The 17383-nt window shown below is 33.8% G+C and carries 18 protein-coding genes; 4 read left to right on the top strand and 14 right to left on the bottom strand.

Annotation, left to right across the window (positions count from 1 at the left end):
- Positions 1-120: 120 nt before the first annotated feature.
- The 4 genes from CC92_RS0116615 to CC92_RS0116600 all read right to left on the bottom strand — a co-directional run bounded on the left by CC92_RS0116615 (position 121) and on the right by CC92_RS0116600 (position 2762).
- Positions 121-1014 carry a radical SAM/SPASM domain-containing protein gene (locus tag CC92_RS0116615; protein ID WP_029501517.1) on the bottom strand — a complete coding sequence of 298 codons (894 nt, stop codon included), beginning with the start codon at positions 1012-1014 and terminating at the stop codon, positions 121-123.
- Positions 1007-1216, bottom strand: coding sequence for a hypothetical protein (locus tag CC92_RS0116610; protein WP_029501518.1), 210 nt, complete (start codon positions 1214-1216; stop codon positions 1007-1009). Before CC92_RS0116610 ends, CC92_RS0116615 begins: the two co-directional genes overlap by 8 nt.
- Positions 1217-1278: 62 nt before the next feature.
- The gene (locus CC92_RS0116605) at positions 1279-1992 is read right to left on the bottom strand and encodes an RluA family pseudouridine synthase (protein ID WP_029501519.1); all 714 of its coding nucleotides are present in this window, start codon (positions 1990-1992) and stop codon (positions 1279-1281) included.
- 302 nt (positions 1993-2294) lie between these two features.
- Positions 2295-2762 (bottom strand): low molecular weight protein-tyrosine-phosphatase, encoded by a 468-nt coding sequence (locus CC92_RS0116600; protein WP_029501520.1) that lies wholly within the window; start codon positions 2760-2762, stop codon positions 2295-2297.
- 710 nt (positions 2763-3472) lie between these two features.
- Between CC92_RS0116600 and CC92_RS0116590 the strand changes: the two genes are divergently transcribed.
- Both CC92_RS0116590 and CC92_RS0116585 read left to right on the top strand, forming a co-directional pair.
- The gene (locus CC92_RS0116590; RefSeq protein ID WP_051650942.1) at positions 3473-4354 is read left to right on the top strand and encodes a YitT family protein; all 882 of its coding nucleotides are present in this window, start codon (positions 3473-3475) and stop codon (positions 4352-4354) included.
- Between the two features lie 95 nt (positions 4355-4449).
- Positions 4450-4797, top strand: a complete 348-nt coding sequence (locus CC92_RS0116585) for a hypothetical protein (RefSeq protein WP_051650584.1) — start codon at positions 4450-4452, stop codon at positions 4795-4797.
- Between the two features lie 263 nt (positions 4798-5060).
- Here CC92_RS0116585 and CC92_RS0116580 read toward each other — a convergent pair whose 3' ends face one another.
- From CC92_RS0116580 to CC92_RS0116535, 10 genes are all read right to left on the bottom strand, one after another.
- Positions 5061-6146 carry a glycosyltransferase gene (locus CC92_RS0116580; RefSeq protein ID WP_029501523.1) on the bottom strand — a complete coding sequence of 362 codons (1086 nt, stop codon included), beginning with the start codon at positions 6144-6146 and terminating at the stop codon, positions 5061-5063.
- 232 nt (positions 6147-6378) lie between these two features.
- A complete protein-coding gene (locus tag CC92_RS0116575; RefSeq protein ID WP_029501524.1) occupies positions 6379-7845 on the bottom strand; it encodes a methyl-accepting chemotaxis protein in 1467 nt (488 codons plus the stop codon).
- A gap of 177 nt (positions 7846-8022) precedes the next feature.
- The gene (locus CC92_RS0116570) at positions 8023-8586 is read right to left on the bottom strand and encodes an NUDIX hydrolase (RefSeq protein ID WP_029501525.1); all 564 of its coding nucleotides are present in this window, start codon (positions 8584-8586) and stop codon (positions 8023-8025) included.
- A 151-nt stretch (positions 8587-8737) separates the two neighbouring features.
- The gene (locus CC92_RS0116565; protein ID WP_029501526.1) at positions 8738-9205 is read right to left on the bottom strand and encodes a GNAT family N-acetyltransferase; all 468 of its coding nucleotides are present in this window, start codon (positions 9203-9205) and stop codon (positions 8738-8740) included.
- 805 nt (positions 9206-10010) lie between these two features.
- Complete coding sequence (locus CC92_RS0116560; RefSeq protein ID WP_029501527.1) at positions 10011-10967, bottom strand: carbohydrate kinase family protein; 957 nt, start codon at positions 10965-10967, stop codon at positions 10011-10013.
- Positions 10968-11081: 114 nt separating this feature from the next.
- Positions 11082-11468: a hypothetical protein gene (locus CC92_RS0116555; RefSeq protein WP_029501528.1), complete on the bottom strand. Its 387-nt coding sequence runs from the start codon at positions 11466-11468 to the stop codon at positions 11082-11084.
- Between the two features lie 66 nt (positions 11469-11534).
- Positions 11535-11987, bottom strand: coding sequence for an NUDIX hydrolase (locus CC92_RS0116550; RefSeq protein WP_242841314.1), 453 nt, complete (start codon positions 11985-11987; stop codon positions 11535-11537).
- Between the two features lie 290 nt (positions 11988-12277).
- Complete coding sequence (locus CC92_RS0116545; protein WP_242841315.1) at positions 12278-12475, bottom strand: (2Fe-2S)-binding protein; 198 nt, start codon at positions 12473-12475, stop codon at positions 12278-12280.
- A gap of 129 nt (positions 12476-12604) precedes the next feature.
- Positions 12605-13558, bottom strand: a complete 954-nt coding sequence (locus CC92_RS0116540) for a sodium:calcium antiporter (protein WP_029501531.1) — start codon at positions 13556-13558, stop codon at positions 12605-12607.
- A 376-nt stretch (positions 13559-13934) separates the two neighbouring features.
- Entirely contained in the window at positions 13935-14153 is a 219-nt protein-coding gene (locus tag CC92_RS0116535; RefSeq protein ID WP_029501532.1) for a hypothetical protein, read from the bottom strand.
- 253 nt (positions 14154-14406) lie between these two features.
- On the opposite strand from CC92_RS0116535, the gene CC92_RS0116530 reads away from it, so the two are divergent.
- Together CC92_RS0116530 and gltS are read left to right on the top strand one after the other, a co-directional pair.
- A complete protein-coding gene (locus CC92_RS0116530; RefSeq protein ID WP_029501533.1) occupies positions 14407-15597 on the top strand; it encodes an iron-containing alcohol dehydrogenase in 1191 nt (396 codons plus the stop codon).
- A 163-nt stretch (positions 15598-15760) separates the two neighbouring features.
- Entirely contained in the window at positions 15761-16963 is a 1203-nt protein-coding gene (gltS, locus tag CC92_RS0116525) for a sodium/glutamate symporter (protein ID WP_029501534.1), read from the top strand.
- Positions 16964-17383 lie beyond the last annotated feature (420 nt).

Raw genomic sequence — 17383 nt, 5'->3', positions numbered from 1 at the left:
CTCCTTATAAATTACCAGACACCTTTACTTTAACTATACATAGAAAGCAAAACTTGGAATACTTACCTAATAAAACGTCTGATACATTTACATAAAGTTTTATTTCTATCAGCATTTATATTAAAATCGAGTAGCGTACCCACAACGTTGACACAACTCTTCCACTGCTATTCGACGTGAGAAACCCTCATACAAATTGTTCGCTCGTTCTGAAGAAAGGATTTTATCCAAATTATCCTCATATAGATTCCCCAGATTAATTGTTCCCTCACTATCTAAACAACAAGGAACAACCGTGCCATCCACTAGGATTCCTATCTGGTCACGTAATCCATAACAGAATACTTCTTCCTGAAACTTCTCCTTCTTTATATCTGGCCATTCAAACTTTCTGGCCATGTTAAGATAAACATTATGACTAACCTTACAACTATGATCTTGGCAAAGTTTCTCCTCTAAGGATTCCTTAATCTCCAATTCGTGTTCTATCAACTCAACTATTTCTCTATTTAAGGAATTTGCTCCTTTTATATCTCCAAAATTCATATTCCATAATCTTACACTACATAAAAGCTCTGAATGCTTTGTAGCTTTTTTTACAAAATTCATAACAGACTTAACATAATCATGTAATGTCCGATTTTGGTCATTCGCTTCAAAACTATGAAGAGATATATTAATTTGCCTAAGAGCACTTAACTCAAGTAAAAAATCTTTTTCTTCATTTAATAATGTCCCATTAGTAGTAAGATTAACTTTTATCTTTTTCTTTGCTGCTATCTCTATAAACTCTTTCAGATTTTCGTGCAGTAATGGTTCTCCCATTATGTGAAGATAGATATAGTTTGTATAAGGTGCGACTTGATCAATAACATGCTCAAATTCCTGTATAGATAAAAATTTAGGCATACGTTTTGTTTTGGGACAAAAATCACACTGCAAGTTACAGACATTTGTAATTTCGATATAAATCTTCTTAAACCTTGGTTTTGTACTACTTTGTAAATTATTCATTGATCTTCTCTAAAATCTGTTCACAAAGCTTTCCAACTTCATTTACAGTCTCATCCTCTTCTATTCCATATTCAATCATGTAATCCGTAACTACCATATCAAGTTCCATTAAATGATCGTTATCTAAATTTCCCTGTAATGAAAATGCAATACCCATTTTCTTTAATAACGCAGTTTGTTCCTCTGTAAATTTTATCTTCATTTTGCCTCCATTGTTATGATATGATTTGCATATCAAGTATGCTTATTCGCATATCATCTTTCTTAATCTTCTATTATTGTTCCTTTGTTTTCTTCCTCTTTGATAAGTTCATCTGAAAACAAGCAAAAAGGATACTGTTCTGGTGGTAATTTCTTTATATCCACCAATGTATTCATAATTGGATGGACAAACGCTAATCGATATGACCATAATGCAGCATCACATTGATTATCCTTTCCTCCATATTTTCCATCTCCAACGAGTGGTAATTTACGAGATGAGAATTGCACACGTATTTGATGGGTACGTCCTGTATGAAGTTTCACTCTTACTAACGAAAACTCTCCATCTTCTACGGAGACGGTATCAATAACACGATATTCTAGAGAAGCCTCTTTTACCCCTTTTCTCATTCGTTTCACAACAAATGATTTATTTTTTGAAGAATCTTTAAACATGAGGTCCTTTAAAATTCCTGATTGTTCCGTCGGTCTTCCATGGATTACAGCCATATATTCTTTCGTAAAATTTCGTTCCATGATTGCAACTGATAATTTCTTAGTTGCTAGCTCTGTCTTAGAAAAAACCATTACTCCACCGACATTGCGGTCTAATCGATGAATAAGGCCAATGTAATCTAATTCCTTTTTTTCTTTCCGATACTCTTTTAAAAGAGTAACCATATCGATATCTTCCCCTGGAGCTGGTTGTGATAATACTCCTATTGGCTTGACGCAGACAATAATATGCTTGTCTTCATATAATATATTAAGCATGATAACCTCATTTATAATTTTAATTTTCTTTTTTACCTAATCTGTTTTTACTTCCTGTATGGAGTTGTCTACATAACCAGTTCCCTTTATCATTGAATTGCAGTTTGCTCTGCTACCTAACTAAGTTTTACTCTCATAACGCAAAATTATAAATCTGAAATCCTAATCCGATGTACAATTCTTTTGTACCGGGATTGACAGTTCTAGCTTTACACAGTGGATTTGGATGCTTCCAACACTCTTTCGCAAGTATGGTCACACTTCCTATACTTGCACGTCTCCTTAGTAACTATTATCTACTATTATTTATTACCATAATGATCTAGAAGGTATGTCAATAAACAATCACATCCCTCATAAACGTCTTGATAAGTTGTTTCAAAATCTCCCGTATACCAAGGATCCGCTATATCTCGTGGATGTTTGGAATAATCAAGAAGTCTCCTAACCTTTCCTTCTGGATCACTACCTAGAATTCTAAGCATATTAGTTACATTTCGTTGTTCCATTCCTAAAAGCAAATCATATTTATCATAATCGCTACGCTTTAGTTGGACTGCCTGTTTTCCCTCCACTAAGATACCAACCTCTTTTAGTTTTTTCTTAGTCCCATAATGAACCGAATTACCGATTTCTTCCGTACTTGTTGCACTAGATTCACAACTAATCCTAGATTCTAGACCGTTTTTCTTAATCATATCTCGGAATACAAATTCTGCCATTGGTGAACGACAGATGTTGCCGTGGCAGACAAATAGTACTTTTATCATGTATTGTAAACTCCTTTATTATAGTCTTTTCTTTGCTTATTTAGTATTTTTACAACTTTTCATTTTCTGTAATGTAACATTGATTCTTCCATTGTCCAAAACAATATCTGTACGATTCAAGCTATCTCGTCTTTTTGCACTCATAGTAACGCTCCTTTCATAATGGAAAGAGCCCCGATACGATATAAAAAGTATACCATAATCGAAGCGTATTATCACATATATTTTTTCTGGTGTATGTTTTTTTCGTACAACTGATTACTACTCAGTTATTTTCATCAGCCCCTTTGTCTACCGTCGTTTAGTGCGACAGTATGACTCCAAGAGATTATACTAAACTAAAGATACTTGATGAAGAAAAGGGAAGAATACACTTATCCTCCATTTTTTTGAACGCTGAAAGGTGTATGAAACTGTTACATCTCCTACACCTTAACACTGTTACTGTTATTCTTTTTTATTTACATTACCATACCAACAATACATCAATAGTAAGGACTTATTTGACATAATTATCAAGTTATGATATGTTATTAAAAGAAGAGCGTTAGCGAATTATAATTTTTTAATTCGTTACCGCTCTTTTTTTTGTGTAAAGTTATGTAAGTTTACACATCCTATAAAATAGGATGAAAATAAATAATACGAGCACAATTCAGAAAACCATGCAGAAAGGATTCCTTATGAAACGAAACGTAACTAATAAATTAATGCTAAACGAATCGTTAAAAAAGATTCGTTCCTCCATATGTAATAAAACAGTAGCAATTGATATTCTTGTAGAAATAATCGGTAGCTTTTTGATTGCCATTAGTCTTTATAATTTCGCCGCACAAGCAGAATTTCCAATGACAGGATTTTCAGGGATTGCCCTTATCTTAAATCGACTCTTTTCATTGCCTATTGGTATTACCACAATCGTCTTAAATATCCCTGTCGCTCTAATTTGTTATCGTTTATTGGGAAGAGGATTCTTCTTACGTTCTTTTCGATGTATGATTATTTCTTCCTTAATGATCGATTACGTTGGTCCTCTTCTTCCAATGTACGAAGGTGACCGTTTACTAGCGGCTATATGTACTGGTGTATTAGGTGGTCTTGGTTACGCTATGATCTACATGAGAAACTCCTCCACTGGCGGATCCGATTTTATTATTATGTCTGTAAAAGCTTTACATCCACACATTTCTTTAGGTAAGATTGCATTTTTATCAGACGTAGGTATTATTTTAATTGGTGGAATTCTATTCCGTGATATGGATGGTATCATCTACGGTATGATAATTAACTATTTATTTGCAATTGCAGTGGATAAAGTTATGTATGGTATCAATTCTGGTAAAGTAGCTCTTATCGTCACACCTCATGGTGACTTAATAACCGAAACAATTGAACAATCTTGTCAAAGGGGCTCAACAATACTGAATGCAGCTGGAGGTTACAAAAAGGAAGACAAACAAGTAGTGATGTGTGCTTGTAACAATAAGCAAATGTATCAGTTAGAACAGGCTGTAAAACATGTTGATCCAGATTGTTTTATCATTATCCTTGAGTCCAACGAAGTTCTCGGAGAGGGTTTTGTAATTCGTTAGATTACAATACCTAATAACAACATAATATGACACCATTCTAGTCTATTCGACATATGATATTGTAGAGTCATCCCGTAGATAAAGGAGGTGTCTATATGAGTGAATCTATAAAAAATAATAACGATTTCTCCAACCTATTATTAAATGTAAATGGAATTTTCGTGAGACCTTACTATGTTGACGATTATATCAAGTTTAGCAATGAGTTAGACGAGTATCTTTGCAGTAAATACCCTGATTTTTATGCAGGGTTGCAACTTTATCAATCCAAAGAAGACAAAAGTTGTTTCACTGTAGTTGCTGCTTACTATGATGTTCCATGTATTTGTAAAGAAGCTAAGAAAATTAGTGAAGATATAGATGAAATCTATAATGACATTTGGAGAAATAATGTGAAACGTATTTCTATCTTATGTTTTTGTGAGGAATTACGTATCTTATAGTTTTAAAGAATTAACAGGGCAATACCTGTAATCTCCCTATCAACAAGTAAAAGCACGCTACGCGAACTGTTTCTTGCCATGAATCTAAAAAGTCACAAAGTTCTTCAAATCTAAACTTTCTACATCTTTGTTATAGAATGTTATGGAATATACTGTAGAAATGTAATAACAAAAACTGAATGATAGAGAAAAGCTATAGAATGCAATTTGCAAGTAACTTCAAATAACATTCTATAGCTTTGTTGGTTATCCTCTTACCTTAATCATTGTAATTTATTTTGTATCAAAATAAAATTATCTCGAATCCTCTGATCATCCGGAGCCAACTCCATGGCTCTCTTTGTTAACTCTAACGCTCTTTCTACTAATCCCACATAAAAAGCAGCGACCCCACCAATATCGTATAAGGTTTCATCCCAGCAAAATTTTTCATCCAGATAGTAGTTAGGCTTCACTTTTATTTTAAAAGCTTCTTCTATCATACAAAGTGCGAGTAGATACTCTTTATTTTGATAAGCAAAACGCGCCATCTCGCCATAGGGTTCTCTCTGATTTGGTGCTTCTGCGATTGCACGGTATAGCCAGGATTTTGCTTCCGATAGATTATTTAAAGAAAGATAACAACGTGCAATAAATCTCATCGAAGCAGCTCTTTCCTCTATCCACTTAGCAGATTCTAAAGACAGATGCCTTTTTAACATCTGGATTGCCTTCTCATGTTGTCCATGAAACATATATTCTCTTCCTAAATAATGCACATTTCTATCCTCGTTAGGAGATTCCTCAACAGACATCTCAAGAAGTGGTAGATACTGAAATCTTGACTTCGCTAAATCTTGATAATGATTTAGCTGTATGGTGCTTTCAATGACAATTTGTTCCTCGCCTTCACCGATAAATTCTAATTCCTCATGCACCGGCTTTATCCAGCGATATCCTGTTCTACTATGAATTTTATTGAATAAAAAGGTTGGCCCCCTAGAACCATCTGCATAAAAAAGACAAGTATAGGAATATCTAGCTCTCGTAGTCGTGTTAGTCCAAACATTTTCTAATTTTTCTCTCCAACCAGGATCAAATATTTCATCAAGATCAACAGAAACACAGATATCAACATCTTCTGGCAAGAAAGAAAGTGCTTTGTTTCTAGCTACGTCAAATCGCCAAGGAATTACTTCAATACAATGAACCGTAGCCCCTTTTTCTCTTAATAATTCCACCGATTTATCTGTTGACCCCGTATCGGCAACCATAATGAGATCTGCTTCTTTCACAGACTCCATCCAGCGTTCTATCTGCTTTTCTTCATTTTTACATATAGTATAAACTGCAACTTTATATTTTCCCATGGAAACTCTCTTTTTTGCTATCATTACTAGTATATGAATTGACATGCTTTCCGATGAATCATTAGAAAATAGTTGTATTATTGTTGATTATCTTTCCAGTCTCCAGTTTTTGTCTTATGCTAGAATAATTGCACCAATCGATTTAACCAGTAATCTTTTTAAGCTACGAAATGAAATCAGAAATTTAAATGTAATAAAAGAGCAGTCTTAACTGCTCTTTTATTGTTTTTACTTATTCAAATATTTTAATCCCTTGTTTATTTAATACATCAATCTTTTGATTCACGGTATTCAGTAAGTCTAGTATCTGTGTAGAGACACCAGATGCCTCGTTGTATAATTCACTCGCCAGCTTCCTATCTTTATCCTTCACAGCTTTTATCACTTTATCTCCCATACTATGGAATTGGTCATGGAATCCTTCGATTTGTTTCCATTCCTTCACAATTGCCTCATGCTCTATTACAAGTGCATGATAAAAATGCCCGAAAGCACACTTGTGAGAGTTTGTCTGTAATGGAGCTAACTGCATGGTATCCACGATATCTTTTAACTTTATCATCCACTCAGTATGGGCTTTTCCTGCCTTCTCAATCACATTTTGAAGTTCTGCATTCGTAACTGCTTGTGTTCCAGTACGTAATCCTTCAAACATATGATTTAGTACTTCCGTCAATCGATCATCTATTTCTCCAATATTTTTTGAATATCTTACGCTCTCTAGAGCATCATGAGAAACCTCCTGAGTCATCTCACTAAGATGTTGCGCATCAGCACTTGATGTTTCCATAGCACTACTAATCTCATTGGCCGCAAGCTTAATTCCTTGCATTGAAGTATGTATTTCACTTACACTCGATACTACACCTTGAAGCATTTCGATATTCTCACCAATTGTACCAGATACCATATCAATCTTCTCACTCATCTGATTGGTTGATACTAATGCACGATCCATGCTTTCTTTTCCTTCTCTCGAGGCATTGTGAATATCATCTACAAATGCTCTCATTCCTTCGAGATTATGCTTTGTATCATCAGCAAGCTTACGAACTTCTTCTGCTACGACAGAAAAACCTTTTCCTTGCTCTCCTGCTCTTGCTGCTTCTATCGCTGCATTTAATGCTAACAAATTCGTTTGATTTGCAATTGTTTGAACACTTTCTACAATTTTGCTAACTTCGGTTGCTAAAACAACAAGTTGATCAATTTTATCATTCATAATCTTGGTATCACCAATTACATTTTCTTTCAACGCTGTAACATCATTTAATAGCTCTTTACTATCATTGTTCTTAGAAGCTAAAACTTCAGATTCATGGGACAGGTTCTCTAAGGTATCTGCTGTATAATCAATTGTTTCATTTACTTGATTCATTGTTGCAGTTGTTTCTTCCACAATCGCGAGATTGGATTCACTTACGGAAGCCATTTCTTTTGCAAAATTCATTAATTTTGTTGAAATATAAGACATGCCCACATCAAAACTACTGATGGAACTTGCAATATCCAATACTTCCTTCGCTGCCATTGACATTCTTTTTTCATTCTCAATCAAGGTATTAAAATTATTCATTACCTGATTGTGAATCGCATGATTACTGGAAGGCCAACTAACCTCCTTGCCTGACATCGCATCCTCTACAAACTTTAAGATGCAACCCATCTCAGCACAAGAACCTTTTCGTCTCAATCTCATAGTACTTTCTCCTTTTACATTTACATTGTATTTTGCATTACTACAATAGCCATATCCGAATTCTTTCCTACTATTTTCTTTAGCCCCTTAAACAATTTTCACCCTTTTTGTACATTTTGGGTCAAAATACCCAATTATCCTACATGCTATAACAAAATTATACCAATTGTATGTGATTTAGTCACTATACTTTTTAAGTTTCTCATTAAGTTTCTGATAAATTTGTTTCATCCATGGCTCACTACACGCTGTAACTGCATCCTCTAAGGTAAACCATCTAACTCCGCTATTCTCATCTGGTTTTACTGATAAATCTTCCTTCTCGTTAGCCTCTAAAAGGAAAGTAACATTGATATGAAGATGAGAAGAAACATAGGAATCACGCTTGATGTGCCCATCCACCGTCAACATTTCGACTGAAAATATGTCTGAATTGACAGGTGTAACATTCTTTAATCCGGTTTCTTCTTTCGCCTCTTTTACTGCCACATGTAACAAGTCTTCCTCCCCGTCTGCATGTCCACCTGTCCATGCCCAAGAATCATAGAGATTATGATACACCATGACTACCTTTGTTCTATCTTTATTAACCAACCATGAAGATGCAGTAAAATGAGCAATTGTATTATCCCGTGTAAAAACATTCTCAGAATGTTTCATAAACCACAACATTGCTTCTTTATCTCTCTCCTCTTGCTCATTATATGGTTTATAATTTTTCAATTGTTCGTACAATGTCATATTTATCCTCCATGCTGCGACTGTCTTTTCGAGCAGCTAATGGCTCAAGTTTGGCGCAGCACAAACTTGCTTCATAGAATGCCTATTATTCAATTGGCTATTCGTTAACTAACGCTATTCTACCACTGAACAAAATAAAGTGCAAATATCATCATCTTTCAATCTTTTGTACCATAACAAGACAAGGATTCCATTCATCCCATAAAGTTTTAAAACATTCTAGTGGACGAAATCCCATACTGTAATAGAACTCTCTTGTTTCTGCGTAGGATGGATCATTACTACTCTCATCTAGCGTCTTAACTTGTATATATTCTATCTTATTGCTTTGACACCATTCATAAGCACAGTGAAATAACCTTTTTCCGATTCCTCTCCGGTGATAATTAGGGATTATTCCCATGACGTAGATTTCTACGCTGTACTCATTATGTTGTAACAATGATAGAAATCCCACTACTTCCTCCCCATGGTAAGCTGCCCACATTGATAAGGAGCCGCTGTTTTCGACATATTCATTTGTTGAGCTTGGTATTCCGAACCAATCTGGTAACTTCGTTAAGACATGCTTAGTAATGGCTTTGCGTTCTATTGTATTCTTAACTTGTTCTATTTTCATACTTTCCTCTCTTCTGTCACTATAACGACTTTATTTACATCATAAGCTCGTTTCACTAGTACATATTTCATATCAAGAATTTCATTTTATACAAAAACAATTAAATTTCTAAGTTTCTTAAGAATCCTAGCCATCAGTCAAAACGGAATAGTATGTACAACAAGTAAGTCTACATTGTAATTCTTATAAACAAATTGACATACACAAAAAGGCCACAGAATATCTCTGCAGCCTTAAAAAGTTTTGCCGAGATAAATTCAAAAGAAACATACGAAAAAAAGCTGCTATTACAGCAGAGTTTTTCCTAGCTTTACTTTTGATTTATTCTCTTTCCGTACATCAGCTTAACAGTTTATGATTACACAGTTTGCCGATGACGAGCAAAACACATCCTCTCGATAAAATTTGAAAACCTTAATAATAATATAATTTTACCGTATATGATAGATATGTCAATCTTTCTTTTAGAGTGAACACTCTATTTCTTTTAAAGCGTTATCTGTCGTAATACTAAGATCTTTATCTGAGCTATTTATCGCAGAATCTTTCCATTGATTTTTTTCGTAACAAAAACAACCGATTAAGCCCCTGCTGCCACGGATACTCAAACTCAAGATAACATTCCTCTTGATACTCCTTTTCAAACAGATATTTCCATCCTACCGTTTCAACTTGTAATACCTTTTTCGGAACGATCAATTCCTAAGCCATATTTTAGATGGCCATATTCTGCACATTGAAATAGTATACATACAGTCTAATATTAATGAATGTATTGCACTCTTACAATAGCTTTTACGATTTGTTAGAATACATTATCCTCTACCCATGTGATTGATTCCATCGATTTTTCCACTAAATCATAACTCATATCAGGATGTATGGTATCCTCATGAGCAATTGTTATTACTGACATTGCGATTGCCATCTTTAATGTATTAAGAGTGTTCATATCGTTCATATAACCAAATCCTAAACCAGCCACGCATGAATCACCAGCTCCTGTAACATTTACAACGGATACTTTGTCCGCCTTTAATAGGCCTTCCGATTTACTATCATTATAATATACACCCTGCATGTCTAAGCTTATAAAAACTTTTTGTAAACCAAGCTCCAAAAAGTGTTTTCCTGCACGTTTTACATCTGCCATATCCTTTATTGGAAATCCGCATAGGATTTCAGCTTCTAAGCGATTTGGTTTTATTGTATGAAGGTATGGGAGCAGATGCTTTAAATGTTTTGCTTTGGCTGAAGAAACAGGATCCATAATAAACTTAGTTTTCCCATAAAATTTCTTTAGAATATACTCAAGAAGCGGTGGATTGTCTGCACCAAGTACCACATAGTCCGCTTGTTCAAACAATTCAGCCTTAGAATCAATAAACTCCTCTGTAATGTATTCTGTAACCTTCATATCTACAATTCCAGCTTCTAGCTCCCCTTCTTCATTAAGGATTGCCATATAGGTTGGTGTGGACTCTCCCTTTACAATTAAAGAATCATTCATATCAAGCTTCATCTTTTTCGCATGCTCTAATAAACTTCTTCCTTTTTCATCATCACCAACAACTGAGATAAACTTTGTATTGACTCCTACTCTAGCCATATTCTCAGCAATATTCCTACAGACACCTCCGAAGGAAACTCTAACCTTTCCAGGATTAGAATCATGTGGCTTATAGTTTTGATTAGTGAATCCTATGATATCATAGATAGAAACTCCAAAAACTAAGATATATGGTTCTTTCTCGCAAAACATCTTATTCTCCTATACTATTAATTTTTTTCGTAATCAGTATTTTACATTATATATTTTCACTATGACTACTGTAAATTATTTCTTTCCTATTTTCGTAAAAGGTGTTTCATAATTTCAGTCTCTTTTTGTCCAATATGCTATATGAGTGGTGATAAAATATGCCACACGCGAATACACTCTCTCTTCCATCCACTTCTTCACTTCATCCTTAGATACATGTATATTTTTATAACATTGATTAATAAATTCTGCAACTAATTCAATCTGTTCTTTCTTTATTTCACCTACTTCAAGAGTGGAATCTATTTCCTGTCGTGGTATTTCATTTAAACGATGAGTTAGCTTAAAGTAATGTTTCTTTGAATAAACTTTATAATCCGATTCTAGATAATTTTCCTCATGAATTATTTTCATTGTGCTTAAGTTACCATACTTTTGTTCTTTCCAAAAAGGAAGAGATGCCATCCTGCCAGGATTATTTATGTATTCTGATTTTGTCATACCGACTCCCCTTTATACAAATTTTCTGAGCTAATTTCTATTTTTTAAGCTAATCTGTATTTTTGACTAATTATTATTTTTAGTAACTTCATGGTATTCGTCTGTTTTCATTACATATTGTAATAATCTTGGTTGTATATCTGGATAGGTCCATTGCTCAGGAAGTTTGGAAATTATAATAACTTTCTCCATCTCATAGTTTGGAAGATTCGTAAATTCAAAGATATCTACGAGATAAAGCATACCAAAAGATTCCGGTTCTCCTTCCCTTGTTACAGAATAGACACAAATTGGTTTCAGATTATACTTAATCGCACCTGTTTCTTCAAACAGTTCTCTTCTTGCGGTCACATCTATCGATTCTCCACATTCTCTTTTTCCTCCAGGAAATTCATATGTATCTCTTTCTCTATGTTTACATAATACCCATTTTCCATGGTAAAATGCTACTAAAACTGCGAAGTCAAGTTTACTATCGTCTATAGAAGGATAAAACTGTACCATACTTTTCATATTCATGCTTCCCACTCCTATGTATCTAATAACTTTTATTTTACTAAAAACACTTTTTAAATACAAGCTATATAAAAAGTAGGTTTGGCCATACCTGTAGGGAGACGGATTGTTATTTCTTCATAAAATATAACTATTATTTAACATAATACAAGGAAACTCAGGCTTTACAGACTTTTTCATTCTTAAATAAAAAAAGCACACTTTGTAAACTTTTCCTTGTCATAAATAAAAGAAGCCATAAACATATTCGTTTACAGCTTCCCAGTGAATTATTTAATTATTTTGATAACAAATTATTGATTTGCTTTCGTCTTAATGATGTGCTCAACAATTTCCCTGGCTTCTTTTTCACATCTTCCGCATCCCGTGCTAATATTTGTGACCTCTTGCACTTCTTCAAAAGTTGAAGCTCCATTTTTTACTGCTTTCTCAATGTCATGATAAAACACATTTTTGCATCTACATATCGCTTTTTCTTTATTTATTTCCATGATAAAACTCCTTTATACGATTAAGATTAGAATTTTTCTAACCTAGAAATTATCCTCTATAGGATTACAAGGTTATTATAATCGATGAGTTTTAAAAATCATAATGGATTCTGTTGGAAACCTATTATCTTACACGATTAAAAACAGAAGATAGCAAGCAATTACTCCAATTGGATATAAAATCTTTTTCCCTTTTTCTCTTAATTTTAAGAAAATTGTAAATAAAACCGCAGCGATTAATCCAAATACTGCTAGATTTATTGTCTTCGGATCACTAAAATCATAGATTCCATTACCAAAGTATAAAACATCTGCAATGGAAAGAATTAAAAAGTTAAATAAATTGCTACCAATAATATTACCAACAGCTATATCAAAGTTTCTCATCCTAAATAAAGCAATCGTTGAGGATACCTCCGGAAGAGAAGTTGCAATTCCTAAAAAGATAGCACCTGCTAACCCACTACCAAGGCCAAGACGCCCTGCAATCTCATCCGTAATATAAGTAATGATAACACTAAGTACAATGATACCAATACTTACTAAGATAAATCTTGTTATTATCTGCTTAAGTGTTAAATTGGTCACCTGATGAGAATCTTCCACGGAAGCGTTTTCCCCATTTTCTGATGACATATTCTTAACACCAAGAAAATAAAGAACACCAATAATAATTGATGTAATACTAATCGTTAAGAGCTCAAAATTAAGAACTTTCGCTTTATTTAACAGTATCACGATATAGATAATTAATACTGAAATACTAATATAGGTATGGCTCTTCGATAGTTTTGCCTGCTTGAATGCCTTACTCATAACTAAGATAAACAGAGATAAAATTGCTATATTGAACAAATTACTACCCAAGATATTTCCAATACATAATCCCGGTTTGTCCAAAAATAACGTGGATGATATACTTGTAAATAACTCTGGTAATGAAGTAACCGCAGAAAGTAATATTCCTCCTATGAAAGCTCCGGATAGGCTTGTTGTCTTATCAAGTAAATCAACATACTCCGATGCTTTATTTGACAAGTAAATCACCCCTATCGCTACAATGATGTACAATACGAAAATCATAGTCTTCCTCCAATTGATAATGTAATTTATCCATGTGTCTTTTGTAGTATTTGTACCAAACAAATTTTTAATAATTCATAATACAATTATCTACGCAACAATTTTGATGAATAAAGAATTTAATGATAAGTATTCCTCTAATTTATCCTTTTCTATCCCTTCACACCGAAAAAAAAAGACTCATGAACAATAAGATAATCCTATTGTCCATGAGTCTCATTATTTAAGATAATGCCAGATTTTCATCATGATGTTGACATAACCACAGCCATTGGCTGCAAACTACTCCCTCACAGATTTTTTCATTCTATCATAATAGTCAAAATTTTTCTATTGGTTTTTACTGGTATTCTTCATGTTTATATGATATAATATATTATTTTAGTTGCTTATCTCTTAAATCATATAATTCATAAAGAGCCAACATATTGGTATACATTAATTTTCTTGCCAAAAGTTGTTGATAAGTAACGGACTTTACTTTCTCTTGTGCTTTAAGTCGTTCCATCCTAGATACGATATCATTATATTCTTCCGAAACACTTGCTAGCATCTTTTCAAATGCTTCTAATCTTTTTTGATTATCCTTTTCCATACAATTCCCTCTAATCATTGAAATTTATCCTATTATAGCATCCTTTCTATTGAAATTCTATAAAATATATCTGCCACATAATTTTATTGAAACAGTAATCTTTATGTATAATTAAGTATCAATCTCTAACAAAAAAACAGAGAAATGTTTGTTATTTTTTTAACATTTTACTATTGACCATATCAATCACCTGTGTTATTCTATTGTTAAAGATTTAACAATTTAACAAAGATACATAAAGGAGGCTCAATTTATGGCACGTTTTACACTACCAAGAGATTTATATCATGGAAAGGGATCTTTAGCAGAACTTAAAAACTTAAAAGGTAAAAAAGCAATTATCGTTGTTGGGGGCGGCTCCATGAAACGTTTTGGCTTTTTAGATAAAGCCATTGATTACTTAAAAGAAGCTGGTATGGAGGTTTCATTATTTGAAAATGTAGAACCAGACCCTAGTGTTGAAACTGTAATGAAGGGCGCTGCTATGATGAGAGAATTTGAACCAGATTGGATTGTATCCATGGGTGGTGGTTCTCCAATTGACGCAGCGAAAGCTATGTGGGCATTCTATGAATATCCTGATACAACTTTCGAGGATCTGATTATTCCATTTAACTTCCCAACCTTACGTACCAAAGCAAAATTCTGCGCTATTCCATCCACCTCCGGAACAGCAACTGAAGTTACTGCTTTTAGTGTAATTACTGATTATAACAAAGGTATTAAATATCCTCTTGCTGACTTTAACATTACTCCTGACGTTGCTATCGTAGATCCTGATTTAGCTGAAACAATGCCTGCAAAACTTACCGCTCATACTGGTATGGATGCTATGACTCATGCTGTGGAAGCATATGTTTCAACACTACATTGTGACTATACAGACCCTCTTGCAATGCATGCTATCCGCATGATTCATGAAAACTTAAAGCCTTCTTATGATGGTAACATGGAAGCACGTGATAAGATGCACAATGCACAATGCTTAGCAGGTATGGCATTCTCCAATGCATTACTTGGTATCGTTCACTCGATGGCTCATAAAACTGGTGCAGCTTACTCTGGTGGACATATTGTTCATGGTTGTGCAAATGCAATGTACCTACCAAAAGTTATTAAATTTAATTCAAAAAATGAAGAAGCTGCAAAGCGTTATGCTGAAATAGCAACTGCACTTTCCTTAAAGGGTAATACAACAACAGAACTTGTAGATGCTCTTATCGAAGAGTTAAATCAAATGAACCGTTCCTTAAATATTCCAAGCTGTATCAAGGATTATGAGAATGGAATCATTAATGAAAAAGAATTTTTAGAGAAATTACCAGAAGTTGCTGCCAATGCTATCGGTGATGCTTGCACTGGCTCAAATCCAAGAATCCCAACTCAGGAAGAGATGGAAAAGTTATTAAAGGCATGCTTTTACAACGAAGAGATTAATTTCTAACATAACCTAATATATCCCAGAAAATCCAAGTAAGCTTGTTTCCTCTCCCTAAAAGTTTACTTGGATTTTTTTCCATGCAATAATTCTTTTAAAATTATGTTTTTTTTCCTTCATATCAAGTATACTAATACTATACTTTACATCGAAGGACGGACCAAATTCTATGGAACTACATTTAGACATTTATAAAACAATGGCTTTGGTTTCCATTGTTTTTTATATTGGAAAATATTTGCATAATAAATTCACAATGATAAAAAAATTCTGTATCCCACCGTCTGTCATTGGTGGAATTCTTTTCTCTTTCTTAGTATTAGTTTTAAAACTTTCCAATCTTGCGACTATTACATTGGACACTACACTACAAGACATTTTTATGACTGCTTTTTTTACTAGCATCGGATTTACAGCAAGTTTTAAAATATTAAAAAAAGGTGGGTTAAAAGTTATTTCCTTTTTAGGACTTGCAGTACTTCTTGTTGTTCTTCAAAACACGATAGGTGTATCATTGGCTGCCCTATTTGATTTTTCTCCATTACTTGGGCTTTGTACCGCTTCTATCCCTATGGTCGGAGGGCACGGCACTGCCGGCTCTTTTGGCCCGATTTTAGAAGACATGGGTGTCTCTGGGGCTACCACCGTTTCAATTGCCTCTGCTACCTTTGGACTTATCATGGGAAGTCTTGTTGGAGGCTTAGTTGCCAGAAGCCTGATTCATCGTAAAAAATTAAAAACAGTTCATGATGAAAACTCAAAAATTCAGCCTAACACAGTTGGCGACTATAATGAAGAAAATCATAATATTCTATCTTTTAAAAAGTTAATGACGGGTGCTTGCTTACTGTTTCTGGCTATGGGACTAGGTTCTTATTTCTCCGAATGGATTGAAACCATGGAGTTAACCTTTCCCTCCTATATTGGTGCAATGGTCGTCGCAGCAATCATCCGAAATCTATATGATATGAATCATATAGAAATTGTAGAAAAAGAAATAGAGACACTTGGTGGACTTAGCCTCTCTTTCTTTTTAACAATGGCTCTAATGGGATTAAAGCTATGGGAATTATTTGATTTGGCACTACCTCTTCTGATTTTATTGGTAGCACAGGTATTCTTGGTTGGACTGTTTGCATATTTTATTACATTTCGCTTTATGGGAAAAAACTATGAAGCAGCGGTCTTTGCATCTGCCACCTGTGGTTTTGGTATGGGTGCAACACCGAATGCAATAGCTAATATGGACGAACTAACCAATCGGTATGGCTTTGTACCAACTCCTTACTTTGTTGTTCCTATCGTTGGTTGCCTCTTTATCGATTTTGCTAACTCAGCCGTTATTACTATCTTCATTAATTTATTAAAGTAATCGAAGAAGGATCGCTATATTTCTGTAAAATAACTTATCAATAGAATTTGTCGGTCCATGTTAAGGTCTTAATAGAAAAAATGGGTTCAAATTAAAGCTATAATAAATGAAATAGGTTCAAATTAAGACTAAAAATATATAAAATAGGTTCAAATTAAGACTATTAAATGAAATAGTGGATTCAAATAATATTCCAGTAAATAATTCTTGGAATATTATGTTTGAACCCACTTTTTTATAACTAATTATAATACCTTTACTATACCATCAGTCACCTTCTAACCAAAGCACTCATTTACTCATGACTATCTTTATAACTCCAAATTATAAGCAGTAAAACCTAACCTACATTACTCCTAAGTTCTATCACAAAAGTCTTTGGTATTTTTTCTGATACACCCCCTATTATTTTTTTCAAAT

Source organism: Lachnoclostridium phytofermentans (assembly GCF_000733755.1).
Lineage (GTDB): Bacteria > Bacillota > Clostridia > Lachnospirales > Lachnospiraceae > Lachnoclostridium > Lachnoclostridium phytofermentans_A.
This window is presented reverse-complemented; position numbering and strand designations above follow the sequence as displayed.